This is a genomic window from Tardiphaga sp. 866_E4_N1_4 (assembly GCF_052076075.1).
Classification (GTDB): Bacteria; Pseudomonadota; Alphaproteobacteria; order Rhizobiales; family Xanthobacteraceae; genus Tardiphaga; species Tardiphaga robiniae.
In genome coordinates, this window is sequence record NZ_CP197242.1 from 5445509 (window position 1) to 5472196 (window position 26688).

Consider the following 26688-nt stretch of genomic DNA (forward strand, 5'->3'; position numbering starts at 1 on the left):
GCAACCGGTTCTGACGCGCATGTCCGACGACGACCAGTCGCCGATTTCGGCCCAGATGGCGAAACAGCTATTCGCTGACTGGGCGTCCGCGCCAGCATTGGTCCTGGCCGTGTCCGGTGGTCCTGATTCCGTCGCCCTGATGTGGCTCGCCGCGCGTTGGCGGCGTGCGCTCAAACGCGGCCCCGACCTTATTGCCGTGACCATCGACCATGGTTTACGACCTGAAGCGGCCCGCGAGGCCCGCGACGTGAAGCGACTCGCGGCATCTCTCGATATTCCTCACCGCACTCTTCGCTGGACTGGCGCCAAGCCGAAAACCGGACTGCCTGCCGCGGCCCGCGAAGCGCGCTATCTGTTGCTCGCCAAGGCCGCGCGTAGTGCCGGCGCCTCCCATGTGCTCACGGCGCACACCCGTGACGACCAGGCTGAGACCCTCCTCATGCGGATGGCGCGCGGCAGCGGCATTGCCGGCCTCGCGGGCATGGCGCGGCTGACCGAGCGTGACGGCATCCAGCTCGCGCGTCCCTTTTTGCACATCGCGAAGGCGCAGCTTGTTACTACGCTGACCAAAGCGAAAATCGACTTCGCGACCGATCCCAGTAATTCCGACCCAAGCTACACCCGCCCGCGGCTGCGGGCGCTGATGCCGGCGCTGGCGTCCGAGGGCTTCGATTCGCGCAACCTCGCCCGGCTGGCGACGCGGCTCCGGCGTGCCGATGCTGCGCTGGAACTGATGGTCGACGGGGCAGAGCGGTTTCTGGCACTGCACAGCCCGGGCAGGGTGCCCGAAGCCATCGATGCGGGAGCATTTGCGGGGCTGGCTGAGGAAATTCGCGTTCGATTGTTGCTGCGGATGATCGATCAGGTCGGGCACGAAGGGCCGGCCGAGCTCGGTAAGGTCGAAACGCTGGTATTCGCCATGGCTCAGGCCACGCGATCGGGCGGGAAAGGTACTCTGCTGAAGCAGACGCTCGCCGGTGCCATGATCACGCTGACGCAGGACCGCCTGAGAATCGTTCCGGCGCCGCTGAGGCGTCGCCGCGCCGATTGAGTGCAAAGAGCTACCTGTGGCCCCACAGTACCTTAACCACCGTGGGAAAACCCTGTCAGCACTGCCATTATTTGAACCGGAAATGCGCGTAGATGCGTTAAATAGTCCATCCCAGTTCCCTTGGCAGCGCCCTCGGTCGCACCTAGATTGTATCCGACCGACCCAGGGTGAACCCTTGTGGCGACTCACAAGGGAATAAGGCCGCGATTTCGCGCGGCGACGAAGGAAGATCGATGAACGCGAACCTGCGCAATTTTGCCCTCTGGGTCATTATCGTTTTGTTGCTGCTGGCGCTGTTCACGCTTTTCCAGAATCCTGGTCAGCGCACCGCCTCGCAGGACATTTCGTTCTCGCAGCTCCTCACCGAAGTTGATCAAAATCACGTCCGCGATGTCGTAATCCAGGGGCCTGAAATTCACGGCACCTTCACCAACGGCTCCAGCTTCCAGACCTATGCCCCGAGCGACCCGACCCTGATCAAGCGTCTGTATGACGCCAAGGTCTCGATCACCGCGAAGGCTCCGGGCGACAACGTGCCGTGGTTCGTGTCGCTGCTCGTCTCATGGCTGCCGTTCATCGCGCTGATCGGCGTGTGGATCTTTCTGTCGCGCCAGATGCAGGGCGGCGCCGGCAAGGCGATGGGCTTCGGCAAGTCGCGCGCCAAGATGCTGACGGAAGCGCACGGCCGCGTCACCTTCGAAGACGTCGCCGGCGTCGACGAAGCCAAGCAGGATCTTCAGGAAATCGTCGAATTCCTGCGCGACCCCGGCAAGTATCAGCGCCTCGGCGGACGTATCCCGCGCGGCGTGCTGCTGGTCGGCCCTCCCGGCACCGGTAAGACGCTGATCGCGCGTGCGGTCGCGGGCGAAGCCAATGTGCCGTTCTTCACCATTTCGGGTTCGGACTTCGTCGAAATGTTCGTCGGCGTCGGCGCATCCCGTGTGCGTGACATGTTCGAGCAGGCCAAGAAGAACGCGCCCTGCATCATCTTCATCGACGAAATCGACGCCGTCGGTCGTCATCGTGGCGCCGGTCTCGGCGGCGGCAATGACGAGCGCGAACAGACCCTCAATCAGTTGCTGGTCGAGATGGACGGTTTCGAAGCCAATGAAGGCGTGATCCTGATCGCCGCCACCAACCGTCCTGACGTGCTGGATCCCGCGCTGTTGCGTCCGGGCCGTTTCGACCGTCAGGTCGTGGTACCGAATCCGGACGTTGTCGGTCGCGAGCAGATCCTCAAGGTCCATGTCCGCAAGGTGCCGCTGGCCCCGGATATCAACCTCAAGACCATTGCCCGCGGCACGCCCGGTTTCTCCGGCGCGGACCTGATGAACCTCGTCAACGAGGCCGCCCTGACCGCCGCGCGCCGTAACAAGCGCATGGTGACGCAGAGCGAGTTCGAAGAGGCTAAGGACAAGGTGATGATGGGCGCCGAGCGCAAGTCGCTGGTGATGTCCGAGGAAGAGAAGATGCTGACGGCCTATCACGAAGGCGGTCACGCCATCGTCGGCCTCAACGTCATCGCCACCGACCCGATCCACAAGGCGACTATCATTCCGCGCGGCCGTGCGCTCGGCATGGTCATGCAGCTACCGGAGCGCGACAAGATGTCGATGTCCCTGGAGCAGATGACCTCGCGCCTCGCCATCATGATGGGCGGCCGCGTTGCTGAAGAATTGATCTTCGGCCGCAACAAGGTCACCTCGGGTGCGTCCTCCGATATCGAGCAGGCCACGCGCTTGGCTCGCATGATGGTCACGCGCTGGGGCCTGTCGGAAGAACTCGGTACGGTGTCGTATGGCGAGAACAACGACGAGGTCTTCCTCGGCATGCAGATGAACCGCACCCAGGCGGTCTCTGAATCGACCGCGCAGAAGATCGACTCTGAAGTGAAGCGTCTTGTCGCGGAAGGCTATGACGAGGCCACCAAGATTCTCACCGAGAAGCGCGATGATCTTGAAACGCTGGCCAAGGGCTTGCTCGAATTCGAAACCCTCTCGGGCGACGAGATCACGGATTTGCTGAATGGCAAGAAGCCGAACCGCGAGTCGGTGCTGGAGCCGTCGGGCCCGCGCACCTCGGCTGTGCCGCCCGCTGGCAAGCCGCGCCCGCGTCCGGACGGTGGCCTGGAGCCGCAGCCGCAGGCGTAAAGTCGTCACACGCAAACATGCAAAACGCGGCCGAAAGGCCGCGTTTTTTGTTATCTGTAGCGCAAATGGAGCGAGGCCCGATCTGGGGACCACGTCCCACTTAAACCTTCCTCAAACTTCCCTCGGCACTGTCGCCCGGCGCCCTTGATGCGCATTGGGGAACCTATGCCAGCGCCGCTCACCATGACTTCGACACCCGAGCGTGGCCCAATTCCGCGGGCGCTGCTGATTGTCTGCATCATCCTGGCGATGTTGCATCTCGCCTTCTTCCCGACTTTCTACGGTCGCGGCTGGATCTATGAAGACGGCCTCGGCTCGCCCACCGATTTCGTCAATGTGTGGTCTGCCGGGCGATTGGTGCTCGATGGTCATCCGGCCTGGGCCTATGACTGGGACATCCAGAAAAAGGTCCAGATCGCTGTTCTCGGTCAGAGCTATCCCGGCAATTTCGCCTGGCACTATCCGCCGCCGTTCCTGTTCATCGCGGCACTGCTCGCAAAGCTGCCTTATGCCGTGGCCTTTGCCGGCTGGGCTGCGGTCAGCTTCGTGCCGTATCTGGCGGCGATGCGTGCGATCGTCGGTCGTCCCTTTGGCCTTTTATTGGCTGCGGCTTTTCCAGTGGTGATGACCAACGGCCTTGTCGGGCAGAATGGATTTCTGACCGCAGCGCTGATCGGCGGCATGCTGGTGCTGCTGCCGATGCGGCCGATCCTGTCGGGAATCTGTCTGGGCCTGCTCAGCTACAAGCCGCAATATGGTTTCCTGTTTCCGCTGATGCTGATCGCGGCGTCACAATGGAAGGCGTTTGTCAGCGCAGGTATCACCACCGTGCTGCTGGCCGCGGTGTCGTGGCTCGCTTTCGGCACCGAGAGCTGGCAAGCTTTTATCCACTGGATGCCGATGTTCTCGCAGGCCTTCCTCACCGAAGGCCGCGCGCCATGGGGCAAGATGCAGAGCATCTTCGCACTGGTGCGCTATTTCGACGGTAGCGAGCTGCTGGCCTGGACGTTTCAGTGGATCATGATTGGTGCCGTCGTAGCGGTGCTGGTGCCGTTGTGGCGCAGCAGCGTGCGTTATGAGCTGAAAGCCGCTGCGCTGGCCGTCGGCGCCTTGCTCACGACGCCCTACCTTTTCCTGTACGATGTGATGGTACTTGCGATTGCCATCGGCTTCATCGCCCGTATCGGTCTCGCGGAAGGCTTTCGCCGTCACGAACTGCCGGTGCTCGGCCTCGCTGCTGCGCTGCTGATCGCCTATCCATTTCTCGGCGCTCCCACGGGCTTTGGCGCAACGCTGCTGGTGGCAGCGTTGATCGCCATGCGCGTGCGGGAGTCTATTCGCTCCACGCCGAGTTCAGGATGATGCTGCAGAAATTCGCGCGCTTGTAGGTGGGGTCGCGGAGGTCGAGCACGTCAGCCTTCACGTTGCCAAAGGTCGTGTCCGGCTTGTGGATCGTCCCCGCGGCGAACGCATCGATGATCCCGTTCTTGAAGTCATGGCCACGCGGATGGCAGACGCACACTTCGTGGCGCTGATGGGCGGTGAAGGCATCATACTCCAGACCCAATACATCCATCTCAACACCGGCCGTGACGAGCGCCACCACGGGCCGCTTGTGCTTGGGAATGCCCGGTGTCGTGTGAAGCGCGATGGCGTCCCAGACATCGTCGATGTCGCGCTCATCGATCCTGTGGCTGCGCAGAAAGTCTGCGGCAGCATTTGCGCCATCGACTTCGAAGCGCTCCTCCTTGCTCGCATAGGGCGCCTGCAGGCCCATGTCGTGAAACATCGCGCCAACATAGAGCAATTCGGAATCGACCTTGAGACCCTTGCGTTGCCCGGCGAGCGCGCCGAACAGGAAAACCCGATTGGAATGATGATACAGAAGATCGCTTTCGGTATCGCGCACCAGCTGATCGACCTGGCGGGCGAGGGCGCTGTCAGGGACTTTGATGCCGGCAATGGTCTTGCTCATGAGATGCTCCTTGCGGGGGTGTTGTGATGCATCCGTTGTCGCCGGCGGGCGGTGTCCTCGCAATCGCGCCGCGCCCTGCAAAGCTGCCATTCGCCCGTGATTTCCTGCCGCAAGACGACTATCTATTCAGAATGACTTGGGCCTGTCCTCGCCGTCGGAATGAAGCATCACCATGAAGACCGTTGCTCTTGCGATCTTTCCGGGCGTCCAGTCGCTGGACGTAGCCGGTCCGCTTGATGTGTTCATGGAGGCCAATGGCTTCGTTGCACCGGGCGACGGCTACGACATTACACTTGTCGCTGCAGACTGCGCGCCGCTGCGTGCATCGAACGGCCTGCGGATATCTGCCGATCTGGCGTTCAGTGATGCGAACAAACCCTGGGATCTGGTTCTGGTGGCCGGCGGGCCTGGGCTGCCGACGGCAGAGGCGGATCCGCAGCTTACAGAGTGGCTGGCCAATGCGGCGCTCCATGCGGAGCGTTATGGCTCGGTCTGCACCGGGGCATTCGCGCTCGGCCATGCAGGCTTGCTTGACGACAAGACGGTGACGACGCACTGGCAGAACGCGCCGCTATTGGCGCTGCGTTTTCCCAAAGCGCATGTGGAGTTCGATCGCATCTACAGTCGTGACGGTGCGCTGGTGACGTCAGCCGGCGTCACCGCAGGCATCGATCTGGGTCTCGCGCTGGTCCAGGAAGATCATGGTGCGGACGTTGCGTTGGCTGTGGCCAAGCGTCTGGTCGTGGTGGCGCAGCGCCAGGGTGGCCAGTCGCAATTCAGTCCGTATCTGGTACCGCCGGCCGAGCCGGACTCGCCGATCGCGCGAGTCCATGCCCATGTGATGGCGCATCTGCGTGACGCACACAGCGTGGATGAATTGGCCGATGTGGCGGGCATGAGCGCGCGCACCTTCGCGCGGGTGTTCAAGCTCGAGACCAAAATGACGCCGGCAGATTTTGTGGAGGGCGCCCGGATCGACACGGCACGCAACCGCCTCGAAGGCAGCGATCTGCCGCTGAAGGTGGTGGCTTATGAATCCGGTTTCACCACCGCCGAACATATGCGTCAGGTCTTCGTGCGGCGGCTTGGCCTGACGCCCAGCCAGTATCGGGCCAGCTTTCGCGCGGTCTGATCCGCTCAGGCGAGTTGCAACGAAGAAATCGGATCGCTCGCAGGAAAGCTGTCCATCAACGCGTCGTTGAGCATGTCGTCGAGGCGAAGGCGGGCGATCTGCTCCGTCGTCTCGAACGCCGTGACCGCGCCTGCGTGCCCCACGAAAGCGTTGAACTCGGTTCTCTCAGTGCTCGTTGCCAGGTTCCGCATGGCATCCTCCATCGATTGATGTGGCTCTTCTGCGCCTCACGGTCCTTTCGGACAACGAATCGCATCGTGCAGAAACCGCCAACGATCCCGCGGTTTCAGCCACGCAAGCGGTTGTCCACTGAACCAACAGCCCTACCGAATTTGTTGCGTTCGGCGCCAATGCTCGCTTGACACTTCACCGCGGGTCACACCAAATGTAGATGTCACGGTCCGCCTAGTCGCAAGACTTGGTGGCTAAGAGGGAAGCCGGTAAAGACGCTGTTTTGCGTCATATTCCGGCGCTGCCCCCGCAACTGTAAGCAGTGAGTCTGTTTCGATTGAAGTCACTGATGCGCAAGCATCGGGAAGGCTGAAACAGACATTGACCTGCGAGCCAGGAGACCTGCCGCGACACCAGAACGTCCATGGGCGGGGTGTCCCAGCGGTCGCTTGCAGGCAATGCCGGCGGATCTCCGCCGTGTATTTTGCAGCGTCCTTTCGGCCCCAGCCCCCATTGCTTGATGCATCACACGGGGTCTTGCCGATGCCTACTTCATCTTCCGTCTCGTCCAACGGCCGCGATGCGGCTCATGCGCCGCTGATTCAACTGTCGCCGGAAACGCTTGCTGCGCCCGCGCGCGAACCCTCGATGCAGATCATCCGGCGCAACGGCACCGTGTCGCCCTTCGACGGCAGCAAGATTTCCGTGGCCATGACCAAGGCGTTTCTGGCCGTCGAGGGCCACACGGCAGCGGCCTCGCGCCGCGTCCATGAGGCGGTGGAACAACTGACCGGCGAAGTCGTGGCCGCACTGACGCGCCGCGTCGGTGAAGGCCGCACCTTCCATATCGAGGACGTCCAGGATCAGGTCGAACTGGCGCTGATGCGTAGCGAGCACCACAAGGTGGCCCGCGCCTATGTGCTGTATCGCGAGGAGCGCGCTCGCACCCGCGCGGAGGAACTGGCGGCGAAGCCGGCGCTCGTCTCCACCGCACCGGTGCTGCATGTCACGCTCGCCAACGGCACGCGCGCCCCGCTCGATTCGGCCCGTCTCGCGCTGATCGTCAACGAGGCCTGCGCCGGCCTTGACGGCGTCGATGCCGCCCCGGTGCTCGAGGAAACCCGCCGCAATCTCTATGACGGCATCACGCTGGATGAGCTGGCACTGGCTGGTATCATGGCCGCGCGCACGCTGGTGGAGCAGGAGCCGAACTACACCTTTGTCAGCGCCCGCCTGCTGCTCGACAAACTGCGCACGGAAGTCCTGTCCTTCGTTCATGGCAGCCCGACCCACGCGTCGCAGGCTGACATGACCACGCGCTACGCCGAATATTTCGGCGCCTATATCAAGACTGGCATTGCAGCCGAGCTGCTCGATCCCGAACTCGCGCGCTTCGATCTCAAGCGAATCGCTGCCGCGCTGAAGCCGGAAGGGGACCTTCAGTTCCAGTTCCTGGGATTGCAGACGCTCTATGACCGCTACTTCCTGCATGTGCAGGGCAATCGCATCGAACTGCCGCAGGCCTTCTTCATGCGCGTTGCCATGGGCCTCGCGCTGCGCGAGATCGACCGCGAAGTCCGCGCCATCGAATTCTACAATCTGTTGTCGTCGTTCGACTTCATGGCCTCGACGCCGACGTTGTTCAATTCGGGTACGCAGCGGCCGCAGCTGTCGTCGTGCTTCCTCACCACGGTGGCCGACGATCTCGACGGCATCTTCAAGTCGGTGAAGGACAATGCACTGCTGGCGAAATATTCCGGTGGTCTCGGCAATGACTGGACTCGCGTGCGCGGTCTCGGCGCGCACATCAAGGGCACCAATGGCGAGAGCCAGGGCGTGGTGCCGTTCCTGAAGGTCGCCAACGACACGGCCATCGCCGTCAATCAGGGCGGCAAGCGCAAGGGCGCGGTCTGCGCCTATCTCGAGACCTGGCACATCGACATCGAGGAATTCCTCGATCTCCGCAAGAATACCGGCGACGACCGCCGCCGCACCCATGACATGAACACCGCCAACTGGGTGCCGGATCTGTTCATGCAGCGCGTCGAAGCCGATGGCGAATGGACGCTGTTCTCGCCGGACGAAACGCCTGAGCTGCACGATCTCTATGGCAAGCCGTTTGCCGAGCGCTATGCGGCCTATGAGGAGAAGGCTGCGCGAGGCGAGATCCGCGTGTTCAAGAAAGTGCGCGCGACCGACCTGTGGCGCCGCATGCTGACCATGGTGTTCGAGACCGGCCATCCCTGGATCACCTTCAAGGATCCCTGCAACCTGCGCTCGCCGCAGCAGCATGCCGGCGTGATCCATTCATCGAATCTCTGCACGGAGATCACGCTGAACACGTCGGACGACGAAGTGGCGGTCTGCAATCTCGGCTCGGTCAACCTGCTGAACCACATCGGCAAAGACGGCCTCGATCATGCGCAGCTCAAGCGCACTGTGACCACGGCGATGCGGATGCTCGACAATGTCATCGACATCAATTTCTACACCATCCCGGAAGCGCGCCGCTCGAACCTCAAGCATCGTCCGGTGGGTTTGGGCTTGATGGGCTTTCAGGATGCGCTACAGGTGCAGGGTATCGCGATGGCGTCGGATGCGGCGGTGACCTTTGCCGACACCAGCATGGAAGCGATTGCCTTCCATTCGATCTCGGCATCGGTGGATCTCGCCGCCGAGCGCGGCCGCTATCCGTCCTTTGAGGGGTCGCTGTGGAGCCGCGGCATCCTGCCGATCGACTCCATCGAGATCCTTGCGGAGGCACGCGGCGGCGTGCAGATGGATCGTTCCACCACGCTCGACTGGAACGGCCTGCGTGACCGCGTGAAGTCCACCGGCATGCGCAATTCCAACGTGATGGCGATTGCGCCGACAGCGACGATCTCCAATATCTGCGGAGTCGCGCAGTCGATCGAGCCGGCCTATCAAAACCTCTATGTCAAATCGAACATGTCGGGCGATTTCACGGTGGTGAACGCCTTCCTTGTGCGCGATCTGAAAAAGAGGGGCCTGTGGGACGAGGTGATGGTCTCCGACCTCAAATATTTCGATGGCAGCGTCGGATCGATCGACCGCGTACCCGACGATCTCAAGGCGCTCTACGCGACCTCGTTCGAGATCGACAGCGCGTGGCTGATCGAGGCAGCCTCGCGCCGTCAGAAGTGGATCGATCAGGCGCAGTCGCTCAATCTCTATATCGCCAATCCCTCAGGCAAGAAGCTCGACCAGCTCTATCGCCTGGCCTGGACGCTGGGATTGAAGACGACCTACTACCTGCGCTCGCGCAGCGCGACGCATGTGGAGAAATCGACGCTGAAGGGTACCGACGGCAAGCTCAATGCTGTGTCAGCAACAGTCGCTGCGGCGAAGATGGCCGGTGCGCCGATCCTCGTTCAGTCTTCCGTCACGGCGCCGGAGCTGAATGTCGCGATGGCCTGCTCGATCGACAATCCCGAATGCGAGGCGTGCCAGTAAGGGTGCGCCAAACACACTGACCTCATCCTGAGGAGCGGCTTCTTGGCCGCGTCTCGAAGGATGGCCCCACGCTCATGGTTCGAGACGCCCGCTGAAGAAGCGGGCTCCTCACCATGAGGGCCGAACAAATACGCAAGGAACACCCATGCTCGACTGGTCCGATACCTCATCCGCTCCCAAAACCCCCGCCTTCATCCCGATCCCGCAATCTCCCACCGACGCCACCGGCCTTGGCACCATCGACCGCTCCGGCGGCCGTGTCTCGGTGGACGAGAAGCGCATGATCAACTGCCGCGCCGACGTCAATCAGCTGCTGCCGCTGAAATACAAATGGGCGTGGGAGAAGTATCTCGCCGGCTGCAACAATCACTGGATGCCAACCGAAGTCTCGATGCAGGCTGATATCGCGCTGTGGAAGTCGCGCGACGGCCTGACCGAAGACGAGCGCCGCGCGATCAAGCGCAATCTCGGTTTCTTCGCGGCATCGGAGAGCCTCGTCGCCAACAATATCGTGCTGGCGATCTATCGCCACCTCACCAACCCGGAATGTCGGCAATATTTGTTGCGGCAGTCGTTCGAGGAGGCGGTGCATACGCACACCTTCCAGTACATCGTCGAGAGTCTCGGCCTCGATGAGGGCGAGCTGTTCAACATGTATCGAGAGGTGCCGTCGATCACCGAGAAGGCCGCCTGGGCGCTCAAGCACACCCAGCATCTCGACGATCCCGACTTCAAGACCGGCACGCCGGAGACCGATCAGGCCTTCATGCGCGATCTCGTCGCGTTCTATGTGATCTTCGAAGGCATGTGGTTTTATACGGGCTTTGCGCAGATCCTGTCGCTCGGCCGCCGCAACAAGATGGTCGGGATCGCCGAACAGTATCAGTACATCCTGCGCGATGAATCGATCCATCTGAACTTCGGCATCGACGTGATCAACCAGATCAAGATCGAGAATCCGCATCTCTGGACTAAGGCGTTCCAGGAGGAAATCCGCGACATGATCCGCACCGCGGCCGAGCTCGAGGCGGCCTACGGGCGGGACACCATGCCGCGCGGCTTCCTTGGACTGAATGCGGCGCTGTGCGAAACCTATATGCATTTCATCGCCAACCGTCGCTGCGCCCAGATCGGCCTCGCGCCGGTGTTCGTTGAGACGGAAAATCCGTTCCCGTGGATGTCGGAAGCCATGGATCTGAAGAAGGAGAAGAACTTCTTCGAGACCCGGGTGATCGAGTACCAGAATGGCGGCGCGTTGAATTGGGAGTAGTCTTTGGTCTCATATCCGCCGCTGCATGGCGCATATGAATCCGCATCGCTTGACCTGATCGCGTGATGCCCGCAGGCATGATCTCGCCTTTCGGCATCACGCGGATCAGTCGATGCACGCCACCCACATCCCTAAAGCACCAGCCTATTGGTCGAAGGTCGCCATCGTGCCTGGCATCATTGCCATCGGTCCGATGCTGCCCGGCACGCTCGCTTTCGGCATGGCATTCGGTGCGCTGTGTGCGCAGAAGAACCTCACGCTTGCCGAAGTCGAAGTGATGATGGCGACGGTCTATGGCGGGCTATCGCAATTTGTTGCGGTGCAATCATGGCCTGATGTTTTGACGCCGGGTGCGATCGCGACGCTGGCGCTGTTGACGCTCACCGTGAACATCCGTTTTTTCCTGATGAGCGCAACACTGCGCCCGTGGTTCGGCACGTTGCCCGCATGGCAGGCCTATCCGTCGATGCTGCTGGTCACCGATGGCGGCTGGCTCGCCGCGATGCGCTATCGCGATCATGGCGGGGCCGATGCGTCGTTCTATCTCGGCGGCGGTATCGTGCTGTATTTTACCTGGCTGTTCTCGGCCATCCCCGGTTTCCTGCTGGCCGAACAACTCACTGACCCGAGAAAGTATGGCGTCGATCTGGTGATGCCGGCCTTCTATGCCGCGATGCTGGTGCCCGCATGGAAGGGCCCCCGCCGTGCCATTCCTTGGGTCGTGTCGGGCGTCGTTGCCCTCGCGGTGCATTGGTTGGTGCCGGGCTGGTGGTTCATCATCGCCGGCGCGCTATCGGGAGCGATCAGTGCCGGGCTCATGGACGAACCCGAACCGCAACATCCGGCGGGCGTGTCCGCATGACGGAATTTTTGCGCAGCGATGTGATGGTCGCTTTTGCTGTCATGACGGCGGTCACAGTGGCCTCGCGCCTCGGAGGCTACTGGCTGATGGGCTACGTCAATGTCACGCCGCGGGTGCGGCGGATGCTCGATGCATTGCCGGGCTCGATCATCGTCGCCGCCGCGCTGCCCGTGGCCGTCAATGGCGGGCCGGTGGTGGTTTTCGCGATCCTCGCCGCAATGGCCGTGACCATCATCCGCCGCAACGACTTCATTGCCGTCATCACCGGCATGGCGGTAGCCGCGGCCGCCCGCGCGCTCGGTTTTGGCGGCTAGGTCTACCCGAAAAGTTGAATCCCGCTATGCGCAAAACACCTTGTCAACGAGTCTGAACTAGTGTTCAGTTCTTATCGCGGGCACCCTCAAGCTCGCTCAAAACCTTGAAGTTACGCGCCTTATTTGTGACAGCCGTCAGGTTGGCCAAGGGGTGCCGGGGATGAGACGCTCATGGTTTACCGACGGACCCATCAAGTCGTGAAGCGGCTTGCGGCGCGGCGCAGCGCCATTCTGGCGGCGGCACGCGAAACCTGTGCCGAAGGTGGCATGGCGGCGGTTCAGATTGCGCCGGTTGCGGTTCGCGCCAATGTCGCGGCGGGCACGGTTTATCGGTATTTCCCGTCCAAGGCCGACCTGATTTCCGAACTCATCGCTGACGTCTCGCGCGACGAACTCGCCGCGATCCGCCGGGCTGCGGATGCTGCGCCGGGACCGTCATCGGCGCTGGCTGCTGCGGTGACCACGGTGGCTGTGCATGTCGTGTCACACCGCAAATTGTCGTGGGGCATCCTGGCCGAGCCAGTCGAGGTCGATGTGACGGAATCGCGGCTGGCCAGTCGCCGCGAGATCGCCGGTGAGATCGAATCCCGCATTTCGGCCGCTATTCGCGCCGGTCATTTGCCGGCGCAGGATACGGCGCTCGCAGCCGCCGCACTGCTCGGCGCGTTGCATGAAGCGCTGGTCGGGCCGATGGCGCCTGACAATCTCGAAGATCAGGCCAAGCTGCGCGACGCGGTGCAGACCGTCACGCTGCTGGCGCTGCGCGCCGTCGGCGTGATGGATGCCCGCGCACGCGGGCTTGTGGTGCAGGCCGTGCTGCCGACCAAGATGGCGGCCGGCGCCTAGCGCGTTTTCAAGCGCAGTGAGCACCGGTTCGCATCAAGAAAGCGCGTCAAACCAAAAGGCTTCAGGGCTTACGGCTTGATTTTGCCGTCCTTGTCGAACTGCGCGAGGAAGGCCCAGAGGTCGTTGACCTCGGACTCCTTCTTGATGCCGGCAAAGGCCATTTTGGTACCCGGGATCTTGGCCTTCGGATCCTTAATGTATTCCTTGAACGTCGCTTCATCCCAGGTAATGCCGGAATTCTTGTTGGCGTCCGAATAGGAATAGCCCTCGGCGGTTCCAGATTTGCGGCCGTTCAACCCGTTGAGTTCCGGACCGACCTTGTTCTTGGCGTTTTCGCCGACGGCGTGGCAGGCGAGGCATTTGTTGAAGGAGGATTTCCCGGCGGCGACGTCCTGTGCAAGTGCGAAGGAGGAGGCGGTCGAGGCGGCAAGAACGATCAGGGCGCCGAAAGTGACAGACTTCATGGATGGCTCTTTTTGTTGGTTGGCTTTCCAGCTTAGTTTGTTGCACACGCTCCGAGTAGTCCACAAGTGCGATGGCGGCTGCCGCGCGTCCCGGCACCACGCGACGCGTCATGCTTTGGTAAGCTACCCAAAGCCGCACGGACGTGGTTGATTCATGGCAAAGCAGCCGAGTTATCGCTGCGATCTTCGGGAGTGCGCGTTCAATGACCATCATGATGCCCGCGCCGGATCAGGCTGTCCTCGCAAGGCGCGAGGCCATTGTCGCTGCGCTGCACAAGCTGGTGCCGGGCGAGGGCGTGATCTCCAGCGCTGCGGAAATGCTGCCCTATGAGTCGGATGGGCTGATGGCCTATCGCCAACCGCCGATGGTCGTCGTGTTGCCCGATACGACGGAACAGGTCTCCAAAGTTCTGAAATATTGTCACGAGAACGGCATCAAGGTGGTGCCGCGCGGTTCGGGCACGTCGCTGTCCGGTGGCGCGCTGCCGCTGGCCGACGCGGTGCTGCTTGGTCTCGGCAAGTTCAAGCGCGTGCGCGAGATCGATTTCGACAACCGCGCCGTTGTTGTCGAGCCCGGCGTCACCAATCTCGCCATCAGCCAGGCGGTCGCGCATGCAGGCTTTTACTACGCGCCGGATCCGTCGTCCCAGATCGCCTGTTCGATCGGCGGCAATGTCGCGGAGAATTCCGGCGGCGTGCACAGCCTCAAATACGGCATGACCACCAACAACCTGCTCGGCTGCGAGATCGTGCTGATGTCGGGCGAAGTCATTCGCGTTGGCGGCAAGACCGCAGAGACATCGGGCTACGACCTAATGGGGATCATCACCGGCTCCGAAGGTCTGCTGGGTGTCATCACCGAAATTACCGTGCGCATCTTGCAGAAGCCGGAAACGGCGCGTGCGCTGATGATCGGCTTTGCCGAGGTCGAGCACGCCGGCCAATGCGTTGCCGATGTCATCAGCGCCGGCATCATCCCCGGCGGCATGGAGATGATGGACAAGCCGGCGATCCATGCGGCCGAAGCCTTCGTGCATGCAGGCTATCCGCTGGATGTCGAAGCACTGCTGATCATCGAACTCGATGGTCCAGGTGTCGAGGTCGACGAACTCATCAAGCGCGTCGAGAAGATCGCGCTCGGCTGCGGCTCGACCACCTGCCAGATATCGACCTCCGAACAGGAACGCCTGCTATTCTGGTCTGGCCGCAAGGCAGCCTTCCCTGCAGTTGGGCGCATCTCGCCGGACTATCTCTGCATGGACGGCACCATTCCGCGCGCGGCGCTGCCGCTGGTGCTGCGCCGCATGAAGGAGATGTCAGCCAAATACGGCCTCGGCGTCGCCAATGTGTTTCATGCCGGCGATGGCAATCTGCACCCGCTGATCCTGTACGATGCGAACAAGCCCGGCGAGTTGCAGCTCGCGGAAGATTTCGGTGCAGATATTCTGAGGCTGTGCGTCGAGGTCGGCGGCGTGCTGACCGGCGAGCACGGCGTCGGCATTGAGAAGCGCGACCTGATGCCGCAGATGTTCAGCGAGGTCGATCTCAATCAGCAGCAGCGCATCAAATGCGCGTTCGACTCGCAGGGTCTGCTCAATCCCGGCAAGGTGTTTCCGACGCTGCATCGCTGCGCCGAACTTGGCCGTGTACATGTGCATGGCGGCAAGCTGGCGTTTCCCGATCTGCCGCGATTTTGATGATGAGAACTGTGAAGTTAGTAGTGCCATCTGCTTTTGCAGCACGCGCGGACAAAGTGCTCCCTCCCCCCTCCGCGCGAAGCAAAGCTTCGCTAGGGGGGAGGGCCGGGGAGGGGGGTAACCCCAATCTCCGGAGCGTGTGGCTACCCCCCTCCCTAACCCTCCCCCGCAAGGGGGGAGGGAATCTACAGCGTGTAGGGCATCTATCGTGGACATTTTGAAAGTACGCGACGCTCAGGACGTCGAGCAGGCGGTGCGCGCGGCAATTGCAAGCGAGCAGCCGCTGGAAATCATCGGTCATGGCAGCAAGCGCATGGTCGGCCAGCCCATTGCGACCAATGCGGTGCTCGACGTGTCGGCGCTGAATGCGGTGACGTCCTATGAGCCGAATGAATTGATCCTCACCGTGCAGGCCGGCGCGCCGATGGCCGACGTGCTCTCGCTGATCGATTCCAAGAATCAGCAGTTTTCGTTCGAGCCGATGAACACGTCACAGCTCCTGGGCACGCCGGATATCGGCACCATCGGCGGCATGATCTCGGCCGGGCTCGCCGGGCCACGGCGCATTCAGGCCGGCGGTGCGCGCGATCATTTGCTCGGCGTGCATGCGGTTTCCGGCTTCGGCGACAGCTACAAGGCCGGCGGCCGGGTGGTGAAGAATGTCACCGGCTACGATGTCTGCAAGCTGCTCGCCGGCGCGTGGGGCACGCTGTCCGTGATGACGGAGGTGACGCTCAAGGTGATGCCGCGCGCGGAGAGCGAGCGCACCCTGGTGCTGCGCGGGCTCGATGATATCGCAGCCAACAAGGCGATGACCGCAGCGCTGGGGTCGCCCTTCGATGTCTCAGGTGCCGCGCATCTGCCGGGCTCGGCGTTACGCACCACGCAGGGGGCGCTTGGCGAAATCGCGTCGCCCGACCAGTCGGTCACGCTGATCCGCCTTGAAGGCATCACCGCGTCCGCGTCGCAGCGCGCGGTGTCACTGAGCACGACGCTGAAGTCATTCGGCGTGGCCGAGATACTTGAAGACGCTCAGTCCGCTGCACTGTGGGCGGGTGTCCGAGATGTGACGCCATTCGCGGCCAGCGGTCCGCGTGCGATGTGGCCGGTGTGGCGCATCGTGACGCCGCCGGCATCGGGCGGTGCGCTGGGCCAGGCCATCGCCAAGGGCTCGCAGGGCGAGGTTATCTATGACTGGGGCGGCGGGTTGATCTGGGCGGCACTACCGCCATCGGCCGATGCGCAGGCAGCGCAACTCCGCAAGCTGGTCAACGCAGCCGGTGGCCATGCGACGCTGATCCGCGCGCCGGAAGATGTGCGCCGTATCATTGATGTGTTTCATCCGCAGCCCAAAGGCATCGCGGCGCTCGGCGAGCGCGTGCGTCACAGTTTCGATCCGAAGACCATTCTCAATCGCGGCCGGATGTCGCGTGGCCTTGGTACTTGAAAGACTTGCGACATGAAAACTGAATTCACCCCGACCCAACTGGCCGATCCGGATATTGCCGAGGCCGACAAGATCCTGCGCAAATGCGTGCATTGCGGATTCTGCACGGCGACCTGTCCGACCTATGTGCTGCTCGGCGACGAACTCGATAGTCCGCGCGGCCGCATCTACCTGATCAAGGAGATGCTGGAAAAGGACCAGAAGCCGACTCAGGAGGTGGTCAAGCATGTCGATCGTTGCCTCTCTTGCCTCGCCTGCATGACGACCTGCCCGTCCGGCGTGAACTACATGCATCTGGTCGATCAGGCGCGGGTCAAGATCGAGAAGGACTACACCCGGCCGCTCTCCGAGCGATTGCTGCGTGACGTGCTGGCCTGGGTACTGCCACGCCCCGGTCTGTTTCGCCTGAGCATGACAATGGCCCGGCTGGCGCGGCCGCTGGCGGCGCTGCTGCCTTCGACCAGCAAGCAATCCAACCCGAACCTGCTTAGCCGCGTGAAGGCGATGCTGACGATGGCGCCGAAGCAGTTACCCGCCGCCGGTCCATCGGGTGGCAGCATTTTTCCCGCGATCGGCGCTCGCCGTGGCCGGGTCGCACTCCTGCAGGGCTGCGCCCAGCAGGTGCTGGCGCCGCGGATCAACCAGGCCGCCATCAGCCTTTTGACCCGACATGGCGTCGAGGTCGTGCTGGTCCGGGACGAACAGTGCTGCGGTGCGCTGACCCATCATCTCGGCCGCGACGGGGATGCGCTGGCGCGGGCCAGGGCCAATATCGGCGTCTGGCTGGGGGAGGCAGACCGGGGCGGTCTCGACGCCATCCTGGTCACGGCGTCCGGCTGTGGAACCGTTATCAAGGACTATGGCTTCATGCTGCGCGAGGACCCTGAGTTCGCCGCGCCGGCCGCCAAGGTCTCTGCGCTGGCGAAGGATATCAGCGAGTATGTCAGCGCCATGGATCTGCCAAAGCCTGACAAACAAAGCGACCTTGTCGTCGCCTATCACTCGGCGTGTTCGCTGCAGCATGGGCAGAAAATCACACAGGCTCCCAAAGAATTGCTTTCCAAGAATGGATTCGTGGTGAAAGATATCCCAGAGAGCCATTTGTGTTGCGGTTCGGCGGGGACGTACAACATTCTCCAGCCTGATATTGCGAGCCGGTTGCGCGATCGAAAGGTCGCCAACATCGCGATGGTCAAGCCGGATATCATCGCTGCCGGCAACATCGGCTGCATGGTTCAGATCGCCGGAGGGACGTCAGTCCCGGTCGTACATACGATTGAGCTACTCGATTGGGCGACAGGCGGTCCCAGGCCAGGATTGAACTGATCTAATTGTGACAACGGCCCCGCGTTAAACTGGCCCCGCGCTGGCGCGGAAGACTTGAAACGCCGGTCCCTTTTGGATCGGCGCCAACAGGAGGACCACGATGGCTAAAGGCAAGAAGTCGAAGAAGGACAAGAAAAAGCAGAAGAAGCTTTTGACGGCGGCGAAACCCGCGAAGAAGTCCTCCAAGAAGTCAGTCAAGAAATCCGCGAAGAAGGCTGTGAAGAAAGCGGCCAAGAAGGCTGCGAAGAAATCAGCCAAGAAGACGGTGAAGAAGGCGGCCAAGAAAGCCACCAAGAAGACCGTCAAGAAGGCCGCGAAGAAGTCTGCCAAGAAGGCGCCGAAGAAAGCTCCCGCCAAGAAGGCAGTGAAGAAGGCTGCGCCGAAAAAGGCCGCCAAGAAAGCAACACCGAAGAAAGCTGCCAAGAAGTCAGTGAAGGTTCCTTCTACGCTGTTGTCGAGCACGGCGCCCGCGCCCGCTGTAACAGAAGCTCCAGCGCCGGTTGCGCTGCCGCCGAAGCCGCCGCGCAAGCCGCGTGCTCCCAAGCCCAAGCCGGTCGCACCGGCAATCGCTGAGACACCGAGCTGGGCGACGCCGGAGCCTGATCCGTCACCGGTCGAAGGGCATTCTTCAGGCGAGACGACGGCAATCGAATCTCCTGGCGATACGTCGCCCGATCACGACGAAACCAGATAGTCGAACCGGATCAAGTCCGCGTTCCTGACGCGCCAATAAACTCCGGAAAACCGCAGCGCTCGCCGCTGCGGTTTTTGCTTGGTCAGGCTCTGTCGCGCATGCGTATTTCAACCGATGCCCGGGTGTCCTGAATTTGCAGGCGATTCGAGTGATCGTCGGCCTCGGAGGCTCTGACGGGCAGCTGTTAACCGCTCCACGGACGGCAATCCACAATTCCCAGTCAGTGGTAATTCCCCGTGGTGGTATTTTCGGGCTGGAATCCCTCCAAAAACGTTGTGCTTTTGCAACACCGCGCCACAACCTCTCACGGAAACGTCAGAACGCCTATTTAGGCGGCACTTGCTCGTTTTTTTTCCTTCACCACTGCGGCTTTGCGCCTCAAAGTTGCGTTCAGTCGATGAATTTCGCGGTCTCGCCGTCTTTCAGACACGGAACTGCCTCTGGTTTCAAAAGTGATGGGGAATGTCATGAAGAAAATTGTTGTCGCCTCTGCTGCGGTGCTCGCCATGGGGATGAGCTCGGCTTCCGCAGCCGATCTGGGCGCGAAGATGTACAAGAAGGCGCCGCCGATCGTGGCGGCCTACGATCCTTGGGACATCGCGTTCGGCAGCGCAATTATGAGCAACTACGTGTTCCGTGGTATCACCCAGTCCAATGGCCAGAAGGGCTCAGTCGCAGCTTACTTCGAGCCGCGCTACAACATCACGAAGGACGTCCAGATCTACGCTGGTGTCGCCGGTGAGAGCATCTCCTTCACCAACCGCGCTTCCATGGAGCTCGACGGTTACTTCGGTATCCGCCCGACTTGGGGCGCAGCCGCGTTCGACTTCGGCTTCTGGTACTACGGTTATCCGGGTGGCCAGTGCATCGACTCCGTCGTTGGCGGCGGCGGCGTGTGCCCGGTCGGCTCGAACGTTGCTGGTCCTGCCTTCAACGTCATGAAGAAGGACGTCAGCTTCTACGAGGGTTACGCGAAGGTGAACTACACCTTCAACGACTACTTCTCGCTCGGCGGTAACGCTTTCTATTCGCCGAACTTCCTGAACACCGGCGCTGATGGTACCTACGCTTCGATCACCGGTAAGGTGATCGCGCCGTCGACCTGGTTCGGTTCGACCGGCATCGGCTCCTACGTCTCGGGTGAGTTCGGTCGTCAGTGGCTGGGCACCTCGGATGCCTTCTACGGTACCGCTCAGTTCCCGAATGGCATCAAGTACGCCGACTACAACACCTGGAACATCGGCATCGGCTTCACCTACAAGGTCTTCACGCTGGACCTGCGCTACTCGGACACCAACCTGTCCAAGGGTGATTGCAACGCCTTCACCTCGGACTTCACTGCTTCGGGCACCAACAACGTCACCGCGATCAACCCGTCGGGCGCTGGCTCGAGCTGGTGCGGCGCGACCGGCATCGTCAAGCTGTCGGCTGACCTGACCGCGATGACCAACCTGAAGTAAGAACTTCGACTGAGATCGAAGGGGCGGCAGAGCAATCTGCCGCCCCTTTTTTTTGGGGATTGAGCTTCCATGAATCGGGACTGGTTGCGGCGTGCAGCAAAGACGATCCGTCGCAACAATCATCGCAATGCGCTGGCTGGTGCCGTTGCCGGGCTGGGGGCGGGGATTGCCATCGGTGTGATGGAGTTCTTCTCGGCGGTTGCGCATTATCCGCTGGTCATCATCCCCTTTGCGACCTCGATCGTCCTCGTGATCGGCTCACCCGAAGCCGAGCCGGCGCAGCCGCGCGCGTTGGTCGGCGGACACATCGTCGCGACGCTGGTAGGGCTCGCGGTGCTCAAGCTGACCGGCCCCCATGACTGGGCCGCCGCCATGGCAGTCGGCCTCGCCGTGCTGGCGATGTATGTCACCGGCACATTCCACCCGCCTGCCGGGATCAACCCGTTGCTTGTCGTGTCTCACGCCCTACCGTGGACGTTCCTGCTCGCGCCGGTGCTGGTCGGCGCGCTGCTGCTCGCGAGCTTCACGTTTGTCTGGCATCGCTATGCGGCAGGCCGCGACTGGCCGCGGCACTGGCTTTAGCGGGGGCGTGTCACGCCTCAGGCGGTTTCCGTCCTGGCCTTTGCATCTCCCAGCGCGAAGTGATCGCCGGACCGCGTTAGCGACACCTTGCGCTGATGCAAGTCATCGAGCGTGTTGCGGTGGCCGATCGACACGATGGTCGTGCCAGGCAGCTTGTCTTCGAGCAGCCGATAAAGTGCTTCTTCCGAGGGCTCGTCGAGCGACGCAGTAGCCTCGTCAAGGAAGAGGTATTGCGGCTTTTGCAGCAGCGCGCGGGCAACGCCGAGGCGCTGCTGTTCACCGAGCGACAGCATGCGATTCCAGTGACCATCTTCGTCAAGCCGGGTCGCCAGCGCGGGCAGACCCACGGACCTGACGGCATCGGCGACCTCCTGTGGGCTGAACGCGTCGGTCCCGGCAGGATAGGCCACCGCATCCCGCAATGTACCGACCGGAAAATACGGCCGCTGCGGCAGCATCATGATCGCCGCATCCGCGGGGATCGAGATCTTGCCCTTGCCGAACGGCCAGACGCCGGCGATGGCGCGAAACAGCGTGGATTTTCCGGAGCCCGATGGGCCCGTAAACAGCGTGCGTTCCCCGCGGCGGAAGCTGAAGCCCGGCGTCTGCACCATGGGAGCGCCGTTGGGGAGGGTGAGCGTCAGATCGCTCAGTGCGATGTCACTGGTGCCGGTCTCAGTGGCGTGAACGATATCGGCCTTGGTCGTCAGCGCCTGTACGTTGGCAATGGCTGTCTCGAAGCCATCAAGGCGCATCACGCCGGACTGCCATTCCGCCAGTGTCCGATAGGCCGTGACGAAGAATGAAAGCGCACCCTGCACGGTGCCGAACGCATCCGCAGTCTGCATCACGGCGCCGAGCTGGACCTTCTCCGCAAAATAGGCTGGCGCGACCAGAACATAGGGCAGGATGATCGCGATCTGCTGATAGCTGACCGTGAAGGATGTCAGCTTCTTGGTGCGGCGCATGATGTCGATCCAGTTGCCGACGACCAGCTGGAAGCGGGTCGAGAGTCGCTGGCGCTCGACCGGCTCGCCGCGCAGGAGAGCGATCTGCTCGGCATTTTCGCGCGCACGCACCAGATTGAAGCGGAAGTCCGCTTCATAGCGCTGCTGCTGGAAATTCAGTGCCATCAACGGTGCACCGATATAGTGGGTCAGCGCAGTGCCGATCACGGCGTAAACAAGCGCGCCCCAGACGAGATAGCCGGGAATCGGGATATCCCGGCCGAACACATGCAGCGGCGCCGCGTCGGACAGGCCCCACAGAATGATCACGAAGGAGAGCAGCGTGACGACCGAACTCAACAGGCCGATGCCGATGTCGAGCGTCTTCTCCACGAACAGCTTCACGTCTTCGGCGATGCGCTGATCCGGGTTGTCGGCAGCGTCGCCCTGCAGCTGCATGCGATAGTGGTTGGCGTCGGCGAGCCAGTTGCCGAGATAGCGCTCGGTCATCCAGCGCCGCCAGCGGATCTGGAGCCACTGGTTGAGGTAGAGCTGATAGACCTTGAGTGCGATGTTGATCGCGGCAAGCACGCTGAAGTAAGCGAGCTGATAGGTGAAGACGTCGAGGTTTCTGTCCTGCAGTGCGTTGTAGAAGGTATTGTTCCAGCGATTGAACAAGACGCTGAGACCGACCACCGCCAGCTCGATGGCGATCACCGCCGTGAGGAGTCCGAGTCCCGCCCATTTGTCCTCGGAACGAAAATAAGGAACCGCGATCCGCCAGACGGTCGCGAGCGTGGAGCGGATGTTATTCACAGGTCGTCTCCAGGAGGAGGGCCCTAAGCCCTTAAGATCAAAAATGAATTCCAGCGTTTAGACTAAAGTAGCTGGTTTGATGGCCTGCGGCACCTTGTCGCGAAACTGTGATTCACCCTAGCATGACGAAAAGCGAGGCATGGGGGCCTCGCATTCGCGTAGCCTATGGGCGCTATCGGCTTTGACCGATCGTGGATGCCCTCGCAAGTGAACAATCAGCAATTTGCCGATCGATAACGATCGAGCCGCTGCAATAATATAAAGGGGGAGAACGACCATGTGGAATCAGGTCTACAATCCATTCAATAGCTCGACGATCTCGACGCTTGTAGCCGCGATACCGGTGGTCGTCCTGCTGGTGCTGATCGCCACCAACAAGGTCAAGGCGCATATCGCAGCGATCATTGCGCTGGTGCTGGCCAATCTTGTGGCGATCTACGCATTCACGATGCCCGCCAATATGTCGCTTCGCGCATCGGCACTCGGCGTCGTCACCGGCTTCTTCCCGATCGGCTGGATCGTCCTCAACGTCATCTTCATGTATCGCCTCACGGTGGATAGCGGCCGCTTCGAGGTACTGCAACGCGCCATCGGCGGCGTCACCAATGACCGCCGCCTGCAGATCCTGCTGATCGCGTTTTCGTTCGGCGCATTCTTCGAGGGCGCGTCGGGCTTCGGTACGCCGGTGGCCGTCACCGGCGCCGTGCTGATCGGCCTCGGCTTCTCGCCGCTGGCAGCATCGGGCCTGTCGCTGATCGCCAATACCGCGCCCGTCGCTTATGGCGCACTCGGCACGCCAATCCAGGGCCTCGCCACCGTCACCGGCTTCGACCCCTTCATTCTGGGCGCGATGGTCGGCCGGCAGTTGCCGATCTTCTCCATGATCGTCCCGTTCTGGGTGGTCTGGGCCTTTGCCGGCTGGAAGGGCATGAAGGAAGTCTGGCCTGCTATTCTCGTTACCGCGCTCTCCTTCGCGATCCCGCAATTCGTGATCTCGAACTTCATCAATCCGTGGATCGTCGACATCGGCGCCTCGCTGATCTCGATGGGCGCGCTGATCCTGTTCCTGAAGGTCTGGCAGCCCAAGACGATCTGGACCTCGGCCGCGCTGCGCCAGCACGACGATTCCGCGTCCACCGTGCCGCCGGTGAAACCGATGAGCACGGAGAAGCTGACCTCGGCTCAGGTCTGGAGCGCGCTGACGCCATGGATCATCCTCTGCGTCATCCTGCTGGTTTGGGGCACCAACTGGTTCAAGGGAATCGTCAATCCGATCTTCTCCTGGAATTTTCCGGTGCCTGAACTGCACAACATGATCAACAAGGTGCCGCCGGTGGCCGCCAAGCCAACGCCGGAAGGCGCGGTGTTCGCGTTCACTTACGTTTCCTATACCGGCAGCGGCATGTTGCTGGCTGCGATCATCTCCGGCTTCATCATGGGCTTCTCGCCTGCGAAGATGATTGTGGAATATGGCCGCACCATCAAGATCTGCGCCTACTCGCTGATCACCATCTCGGCGATGCTGGCCATCGGCACGCTCACGCGCCTGTCGGGTGTCGACGCGACGCTCGGTCTGGCCTTTGCTGCGACCGGCGTGCTGTACCCGTTCTTCGGCACACTGCTTGGCTGGCTCGGCGTGGCGCTCACCGGTTCGGATACCGCATCGAACGTGCTGTTCGGCAACCTGCAGAGGATCACGTCCGAACAGCTCGGTCTGTCGCCGATCCTGATGAGCGCGGCGAACTCGTCCGGCGGCGTGATGGGCAAGATGATCGACGCGCAATCGATCGTTGTGGCCTCCACCGCAACCAACTGGTTCGGGCATGAGGGCACGATCCTGCGCTTCGTGTTCTGGCACTCGATCGTGCTGGCCTGCATGGTCGGCCTGTTCGTGATGCTACAGGCCTATGTCTATCCGTTCACGTTGATGGTCCTGGCGCCGTAGGGTGCACGCAACGAACCAATGACGAATCCCCGCGGCTGCAAGGCCGCGGGGATTTTTCGTTGTCGCGCCATATTGTTTCCCGACGGTTCTGGTCAACCGTCGCGGCCGCGCGTAGAACCGCGGCCATTGTCGCTATCCACGATCACGCCGAGAATTCTTATGACTGCCATGACCACTTTGCTGCGGGCCGCTCTTGCCGGTGCGGCGTTTCTGATTGCCGTCCCTGCACATGCCGCTGACGAGTTTCCATTCGGCATGGAAATGACTCTGGATGCACAGCGTCAGCCCGGCTCGAAGCGGATTCCCAATCTGGAAATCGGCGAGGCCGGCGAGGCGCGGGTGGAGTTGTGGTGCAAGGGCGGCAAGGGGCAGTTCTCGGTCGCTGGCAACACCGTCGTCTTCGTCGCCGGCGCGATGGAGAACCGCAGTTGCTCGGACGCACAGGCCGCGATGGACGATCAGTTGATCGCCGATCTCGGCGCGGCCACCAACTGGCAGCGGCGCGGTGATGCAGTGACGTTCGTCGGGCCGAAGTCGCTGCGGTTTCGGCTGAATACGAATTGATAGCTTAAGCTGCGAAGGCGCTCCACTTCCCCTCTCCCCCGCGGAGCGTAGCTCCGCCAGGCGGGAGGGTGGATCGAACCGCAAAGCGGTTCGAGACGGGAGAGGGGGCGCCACGAACTCCGGCCCTCTCCCGCCTTCGCTGCGCTCAGGCACCCTCTCCCGCGGCGCGCAGCTTTGCTGCGCTGGGGGAGGGGGAAAGCGCGTGCCACGCCTCTACTGCATCTTACTTCCAGTTCGAATTGTCCGCATCCCAACGCTGTGCCTTGAACTCCGCCGCGACAGCTGCAACCGCGCCGTTGTCGTCGCGCGGATCGCTTTCTTCATCGGCCGTCGGCGAATCCGCGAGAGCCAGCTTCGCACCCGAAGTCTCATCCGCAGTGGTGACTGACGGCGTGCTGACCCACAGGATGAGCTTATCCGTCGTGCCGGGCTTGTCGGGAGCGATGATCGCGTTGACCTCGACCGTCTCGGTCAATTCGAGCGCGGGCAGTACCTGACTCGGGCGCTTGAAGGTCAGCTTGAGCTTTCCGGTCTCATCGTCCCATGACGTGGCGGCAGGTTTGCCCGACATGGTCTTGGCGAGCACATTCGCCAGCGCCGTAGCAACCTTGTCGCGATTGATCTTGTCGCCATCGCGCCAGTCGGCTGCCGCAAAGCGTACGGTACGATCCATGTCGATAGCGCCCGTGGTCCAGCCGACATTGACGACGCCGGGATAGGTCTTGGTTTTGGCGACGAAAGCCGCAGCGCGTTCCGGGTCGATGGCGAGGCTGATGACCTGCTCGCCGGCGCGCAGTGCATCGCACGATACGGCCAGGCTGTTCAACGCGACCTCGACGCTCTGCCCACGCAGCGTGCGGACGAAATCGAGTGCCGCTTCGAGCTTGATCTTGACCGCGATCGCTTCGGGCGACACTTCGGTGAAATCCTTCGGTGCGGGCGCGATATTGTCGTCGGTGGACTGATTGTCCTGGAATTCCTTCTCGCTCTGATCCGAATTGTCCGAAGACGTCACGTTGTTGTTGGTCTGACCGACCGAGATCTGTCCCTTGAATTCGAACGTGTCGCCGGTCGGCCGGCGGTTCAGCTTGATGGTCACCGGCAGCTTGTCGACCTGGGTCTGCGTTGCGCCGGTCAGCGTCGAACCGCTGACCGTGAGATTGGCGACGAAGCGATCCTTGCGGTCGCTGCCCTTCTCGGCGGGATAGCAAACATCAAGCGTCGCGGCCGTGACAGCCTTGCCCTGCCGCGTCTCCCGCAGGATGACGTCGGCATTGCCGTTCATGACGCCGTCGATCGAGGTGAAATAGCGCGTCTCGGGGCCTGCCGGCTGGCTCTTCGGCGCGGCTTTCACCTGCGCGAAAGCGTGGTGGACGGTCCCAACCGAGGCGGTGACCGTAAGGCCGAGCAGACAAAGATGAAGCGCGCGCATTTCAAAAGTCCCTGGACGTTATCGACGTGTCTCCGGGCGGATTTATCTGATTCCGCCCATGCGAGATTA

The 26688-nt window shown here is 62.0% G+C and carries 22 protein-coding genes and 1 riboswitch; of the genes, 17 read left to right on the forward strand and 5 right to left on the reverse strand.

Annotated features, from left to right (window positions below; translation table 11 throughout):
- Positions 1-19: 19 nt before the first annotated feature.
- The 3 genes from tilS (at position 20) to AB8B20_RS26215 (ending at position 4563) form a co-directional block, all read left to right on the forward strand.
- Positions 20-1051, forward strand: coding sequence for a tRNA lysidine(34) synthetase TilS (gene tilS / locus AB8B20_RS26205; RefSeq protein WP_439073093.1), 1032 nt, complete (start codon positions 20-22; stop codon positions 1049-1051).
- Between the two features lie 233 nt (positions 1052-1284).
- Positions 1285-3201, forward strand: a complete 1917-nt coding sequence (gene ftsH, locus AB8B20_RS26210) for an ATP-dependent zinc metalloprotease FtsH (RefSeq protein ID WP_089261969.1) — start codon at positions 1285-1287, stop codon at positions 3199-3201.
- Between the two features lie 165 nt (positions 3202-3366).
- Positions 3367-4563, forward strand: a complete 1197-nt coding sequence (locus AB8B20_RS26215) for a glycosyltransferase family 87 protein (RefSeq protein ID WP_439073092.1) — start codon at positions 3367-3369, stop codon at positions 4561-4563.
- Here the strand turns inward: AB8B20_RS26215 and AB8B20_RS26220 are convergent.
- On the reverse strand, positions 4535-5176 hold the full coding sequence (locus tag AB8B20_RS26220; RefSeq protein ID WP_439073091.1) for an HD domain-containing protein: 642 nt from the start codon (positions 5174-5176) through the stop codon (positions 4535-4537). The two genes, AB8B20_RS26215 and AB8B20_RS26220, sit on opposite strands and share 29 nt — an antisense overlap.
- Before the next feature lie 166 nt (positions 5177-5342).
- Between AB8B20_RS26220 and AB8B20_RS26225 the strand changes: the two genes are divergently transcribed.
- Positions 5343-6308 carry a GlxA family transcriptional regulator gene (locus AB8B20_RS26225; protein ID WP_439074036.1) on the forward strand — a complete coding sequence of 322 codons (966 nt, stop codon included), beginning with the start codon at positions 5343-5345 and terminating at the stop codon, positions 6306-6308.
- 5 nt (positions 6309-6313) lie between these two features.
- Here the strand turns inward: AB8B20_RS26225 and AB8B20_RS26230 are convergent, their stop codons facing one another.
- Entirely contained in the window at positions 6314-6499 is a 186-nt protein-coding gene (locus AB8B20_RS26230) for a hypothetical protein (protein WP_139212495.1), read from the reverse strand.
- 189 nt (positions 6500-6688) lie between these two features.
- A riboswitch (cobalamin riboswitch) is annotated at positions 6689-6903 on the forward strand.
- Positions 6904-7022: 119 nt separating this feature from the next.
- On the opposite strand from AB8B20_RS26230, the gene AB8B20_RS26235 reads away from it, so the two are divergent.
- The 5 genes from AB8B20_RS26235 to AB8B20_RS26255 all read left to right on the forward strand — a co-directional run bounded on the left by AB8B20_RS26235 (position 7023) and on the right by AB8B20_RS26255 (position 13245).
- The gene (locus AB8B20_RS26235) at positions 7023-9953 is read left to right on the forward strand and encodes a ribonucleoside-diphosphate reductase subunit alpha (protein WP_439073090.1); all 2931 of its coding nucleotides are present in this window, start codon (positions 7023-7025) and stop codon (positions 9951-9953) included.
- 145 nt (positions 9954-10098) lie between these two features.
- A complete protein-coding gene (locus tag AB8B20_RS26240) occupies positions 10099-11223 on the forward strand; it encodes a ribonucleotide-diphosphate reductase subunit beta (RefSeq protein ID WP_120288541.1) in 1125 nt (374 codons plus the stop codon).
- 112 nt (positions 11224-11335) lie between these two features.
- Positions 11336-12085 carry an AzlC family ABC transporter permease gene (locus tag AB8B20_RS26245; RefSeq protein ID WP_089261955.1) on the forward strand — a complete coding sequence of 250 codons (750 nt, stop codon included), beginning with the start codon at positions 11336-11338 and terminating at the stop codon, positions 12083-12085.
- Entirely contained in the window at positions 12082-12399 is a 318-nt protein-coding gene (locus AB8B20_RS26250) for an AzlD family protein (RefSeq protein ID WP_089261953.1), read from the forward strand. The genes AB8B20_RS26245 and AB8B20_RS26250 overlap by 4 nt, the downstream gene beginning before the upstream one ends.
- 171 nt (positions 12400-12570) lie before the next feature.
- Positions 12571-13245 (forward strand): TetR/AcrR family transcriptional regulator, encoded by a 675-nt coding sequence (locus AB8B20_RS26255; RefSeq protein WP_089261951.1) that lies wholly within the window; start codon positions 12571-12573, stop codon positions 13243-13245.
- Positions 13246-13313: 68 nt separating this feature from the next.
- Here AB8B20_RS26255 and cycA read toward each other — a convergent pair whose 3' ends face one another.
- Positions 13314-13709, reverse strand: coding sequence for a cytochrome c-550 CycA (cycA, locus tag AB8B20_RS26260; RefSeq protein ID WP_115034028.1), 396 nt, complete (start codon positions 13707-13709; stop codon positions 13314-13316).
- A 203-nt stretch (positions 13710-13912) separates the two neighbouring features.
- On the opposite strand from cycA, the gene AB8B20_RS26265 reads away from it, so the two are divergent.
- The 6 genes from AB8B20_RS26265 to AB8B20_RS26290 all read left to right on the forward strand — a co-directional run bounded on the left by AB8B20_RS26265 (position 13913) and on the right by AB8B20_RS26290 (position 20915).
- On the forward strand, positions 13913-15406 hold the full coding sequence (locus AB8B20_RS26265) for an FAD-linked oxidase C-terminal domain-containing protein (protein WP_439073089.1): 1494 nt from the start codon (positions 13913-13915) through the stop codon (positions 15404-15406).
- 208 nt (positions 15407-15614) lie between these two features.
- The gene (locus AB8B20_RS26270; protein WP_439072970.1) at positions 15615-16853 is read left to right on the forward strand and encodes an FAD-binding protein; all 1239 of its coding nucleotides are present in this window, start codon (positions 15615-15617) and stop codon (positions 16851-16853) included.
- Between the two features lie 12 nt (positions 16854-16865).
- The gene (glcF, locus tag AB8B20_RS26275; RefSeq protein ID WP_439072969.1) at positions 16866-18179 is read left to right on the forward strand and encodes a glycolate oxidase subunit GlcF; all 1314 of its coding nucleotides are present in this window, start codon (positions 16866-16868) and stop codon (positions 18177-18179) included.
- Positions 18180-18279: 100 nt separating this feature from the next.
- Positions 18280-18873 carry a hypothetical protein gene (locus AB8B20_RS26280; RefSeq protein ID WP_089261941.1) on the forward strand — a complete coding sequence of 198 codons (594 nt, stop codon included), beginning with the start codon at positions 18280-18282 and terminating at the stop codon, positions 18871-18873.
- Between the two features lie 467 nt (positions 18874-19340).
- Positions 19341-20333 (forward strand): TorF family putative porin, encoded by a 993-nt coding sequence (locus AB8B20_RS26285; RefSeq protein ID WP_439072968.1) that lies wholly within the window; start codon positions 19341-19343, stop codon positions 20331-20333.
- 69 nt (positions 20334-20402) lie between these two features.
- Positions 20403-20915, forward strand: coding sequence for an HPP family protein (locus AB8B20_RS26290; protein WP_309947150.1), 513 nt, complete (start codon positions 20403-20405; stop codon positions 20913-20915).
- 17 nt (positions 20916-20932) lie between these two features.
- On the opposite strand, the gene AB8B20_RS26295 is transcribed toward AB8B20_RS26290, so the two are convergent.
- On the reverse strand, positions 20933-22678 hold the full coding sequence (locus tag AB8B20_RS26295; protein WP_439072967.1) for an ABC transporter ATP-binding protein/permease: 1746 nt from the start codon (positions 22676-22678) through the stop codon (positions 20933-20935).
- 277 nt (positions 22679-22955) lie between these two features.
- Here AB8B20_RS26295 and AB8B20_RS26300 point away from each other — a divergent pair, with 277 nt between their 5' ends.
- Together AB8B20_RS26300 and AB8B20_RS26305 are read left to right on the forward strand one after the other, a co-directional pair.
- The gene (locus AB8B20_RS26300; RefSeq protein WP_089261934.1) at positions 22956-24623 is read left to right on the forward strand and encodes an L-lactate permease; all 1668 of its coding nucleotides are present in this window, start codon (positions 22956-22958) and stop codon (positions 24621-24623) included.
- Between the two features lie 168 nt (positions 24624-24791).
- The gene (locus AB8B20_RS26305) at positions 24792-25187 is read left to right on the forward strand and encodes an META domain-containing protein (protein WP_439073079.1); all 396 of its coding nucleotides are present in this window, start codon (positions 24792-24794) and stop codon (positions 25185-25187) included.
- Between the two features lie 223 nt (positions 25188-25410).
- On the opposite strand, the gene AB8B20_RS26310 is transcribed toward AB8B20_RS26305, so the two are convergent.
- Positions 25411-26619: a hypothetical protein gene (locus AB8B20_RS26310; protein ID WP_439072966.1), complete on the reverse strand. Its 1209-nt coding sequence runs from the start codon at positions 26617-26619 to the stop codon at positions 25411-25413.
- Between the last annotated feature and the right edge of the window lie 69 nt (positions 26620-26688).

Excerpts from the sequence above, each read along its gene's own strand:
- tilS (WP_439073093.1), top strand. The coding sequence starts at position 20 with ATGTCCGACGACGACCAGTCGCCGATTTCGGCCCAGATGGCGAAACAG.
- ftsH (WP_089261969.1), top strand. The coding sequence starts at position 1,285 with ATGAACGCGAACCTGCGCAATTTTGCCCTCTGGGTCATTATCGTTTTG.
- AB8B20_RS26215 (WP_439073092.1), top strand. The coding sequence starts at position 3,367 with ATGCCAGCGCCGCTCACCATGACTTCGACACCCGAGCGTGGCCCAATT.
- AB8B20_RS26220 (WP_439073091.1), bottom strand. The coding sequence starts at position 5,176 with ATGAGCAAGACCATTGCCGGCATCAAAGTCCCTGACAGCGCCCTCGCC.
- AB8B20_RS26230 (WP_139212495.1), bottom strand. The coding sequence starts at position 6,499 with ATGCGGAACCTGGCAACGAGCACTGAGAGAACCGAGTTCAACGCTTTC.
- AB8B20_RS26235 (WP_439073090.1), top strand. The coding sequence starts at position 7,023 with ATGCCTACTTCATCTTCCGTCTCGTCCAACGGCCGCGATGCGGCTCAT.
- AB8B20_RS26240 (WP_120288541.1), top strand. The coding sequence starts at position 10,099 with ATGCTCGACTGGTCCGATACCTCATCCGCTCCCAAAACCCCCGCCTTC.
- AB8B20_RS26245 (WP_089261955.1), top strand. The coding sequence starts at position 11,336 with ATGCACGCCACCCACATCCCTAAAGCACCAGCCTATTGGTCGAAGGTC.
- AB8B20_RS26250 (WP_089261953.1), top strand. The coding sequence starts at position 12,082 with ATGACGGAATTTTTGCGCAGCGATGTGATGGTCGCTTTTGCTGTCATG.
- AB8B20_RS26255 (WP_089261951.1), top strand. The coding sequence starts at position 12,571 with ATGGTTTACCGACGGACCCATCAAGTCGTGAAGCGGCTTGCGGCGCGG.
- cycA (WP_115034028.1), bottom strand. The coding sequence starts at position 13,709 with ATGAAGTCTGTCACTTTCGGCGCCCTGATCGTTCTTGCCGCCTCGACC.
- AB8B20_RS26265 (WP_439073089.1), top strand. The coding sequence starts at position 13,913 with ATGACCATCATGATGCCCGCGCCGGATCAGGCTGTCCTCGCAAGGCGC.
- glcF (WP_439072969.1), top strand. The coding sequence starts at position 16,866 with ATGAAAACTGAATTCACCCCGACCCAACTGGCCGATCCGGATATTGCC.
- AB8B20_RS26280 (WP_089261941.1), top strand. The coding sequence starts at position 18,280 with ATGGCTAAAGGCAAGAAGTCGAAGAAGGACAAGAAAAAGCAGAAGAAG.
- AB8B20_RS26285 (WP_439072968.1), top strand. The coding sequence starts at position 19,341 with ATGAAGAAAATTGTTGTCGCCTCTGCTGCGGTGCTCGCCATGGGGATG.
- AB8B20_RS26290 (WP_309947150.1), top strand. The coding sequence starts at position 20,403 with ATGAATCGGGACTGGTTGCGGCGTGCAGCAAAGACGATCCGTCGCAAC.
- AB8B20_RS26300 (WP_089261934.1), top strand. The coding sequence starts at position 22,956 with ATGTGGAATCAGGTCTACAATCCATTCAATAGCTCGACGATCTCGACG.
- AB8B20_RS26305 (WP_439073079.1), top strand. The coding sequence starts at position 24,792 with ATGACCACTTTGCTGCGGGCCGCTCTTGCCGGTGCGGCGTTTCTGATT.
- AB8B20_RS26310 (WP_439072966.1), bottom strand. The coding sequence starts at position 26,619 with ATGCGCGCGCTTCATCTTTGTCTGCTCGGCCTTACGGTCACCGCCTCG.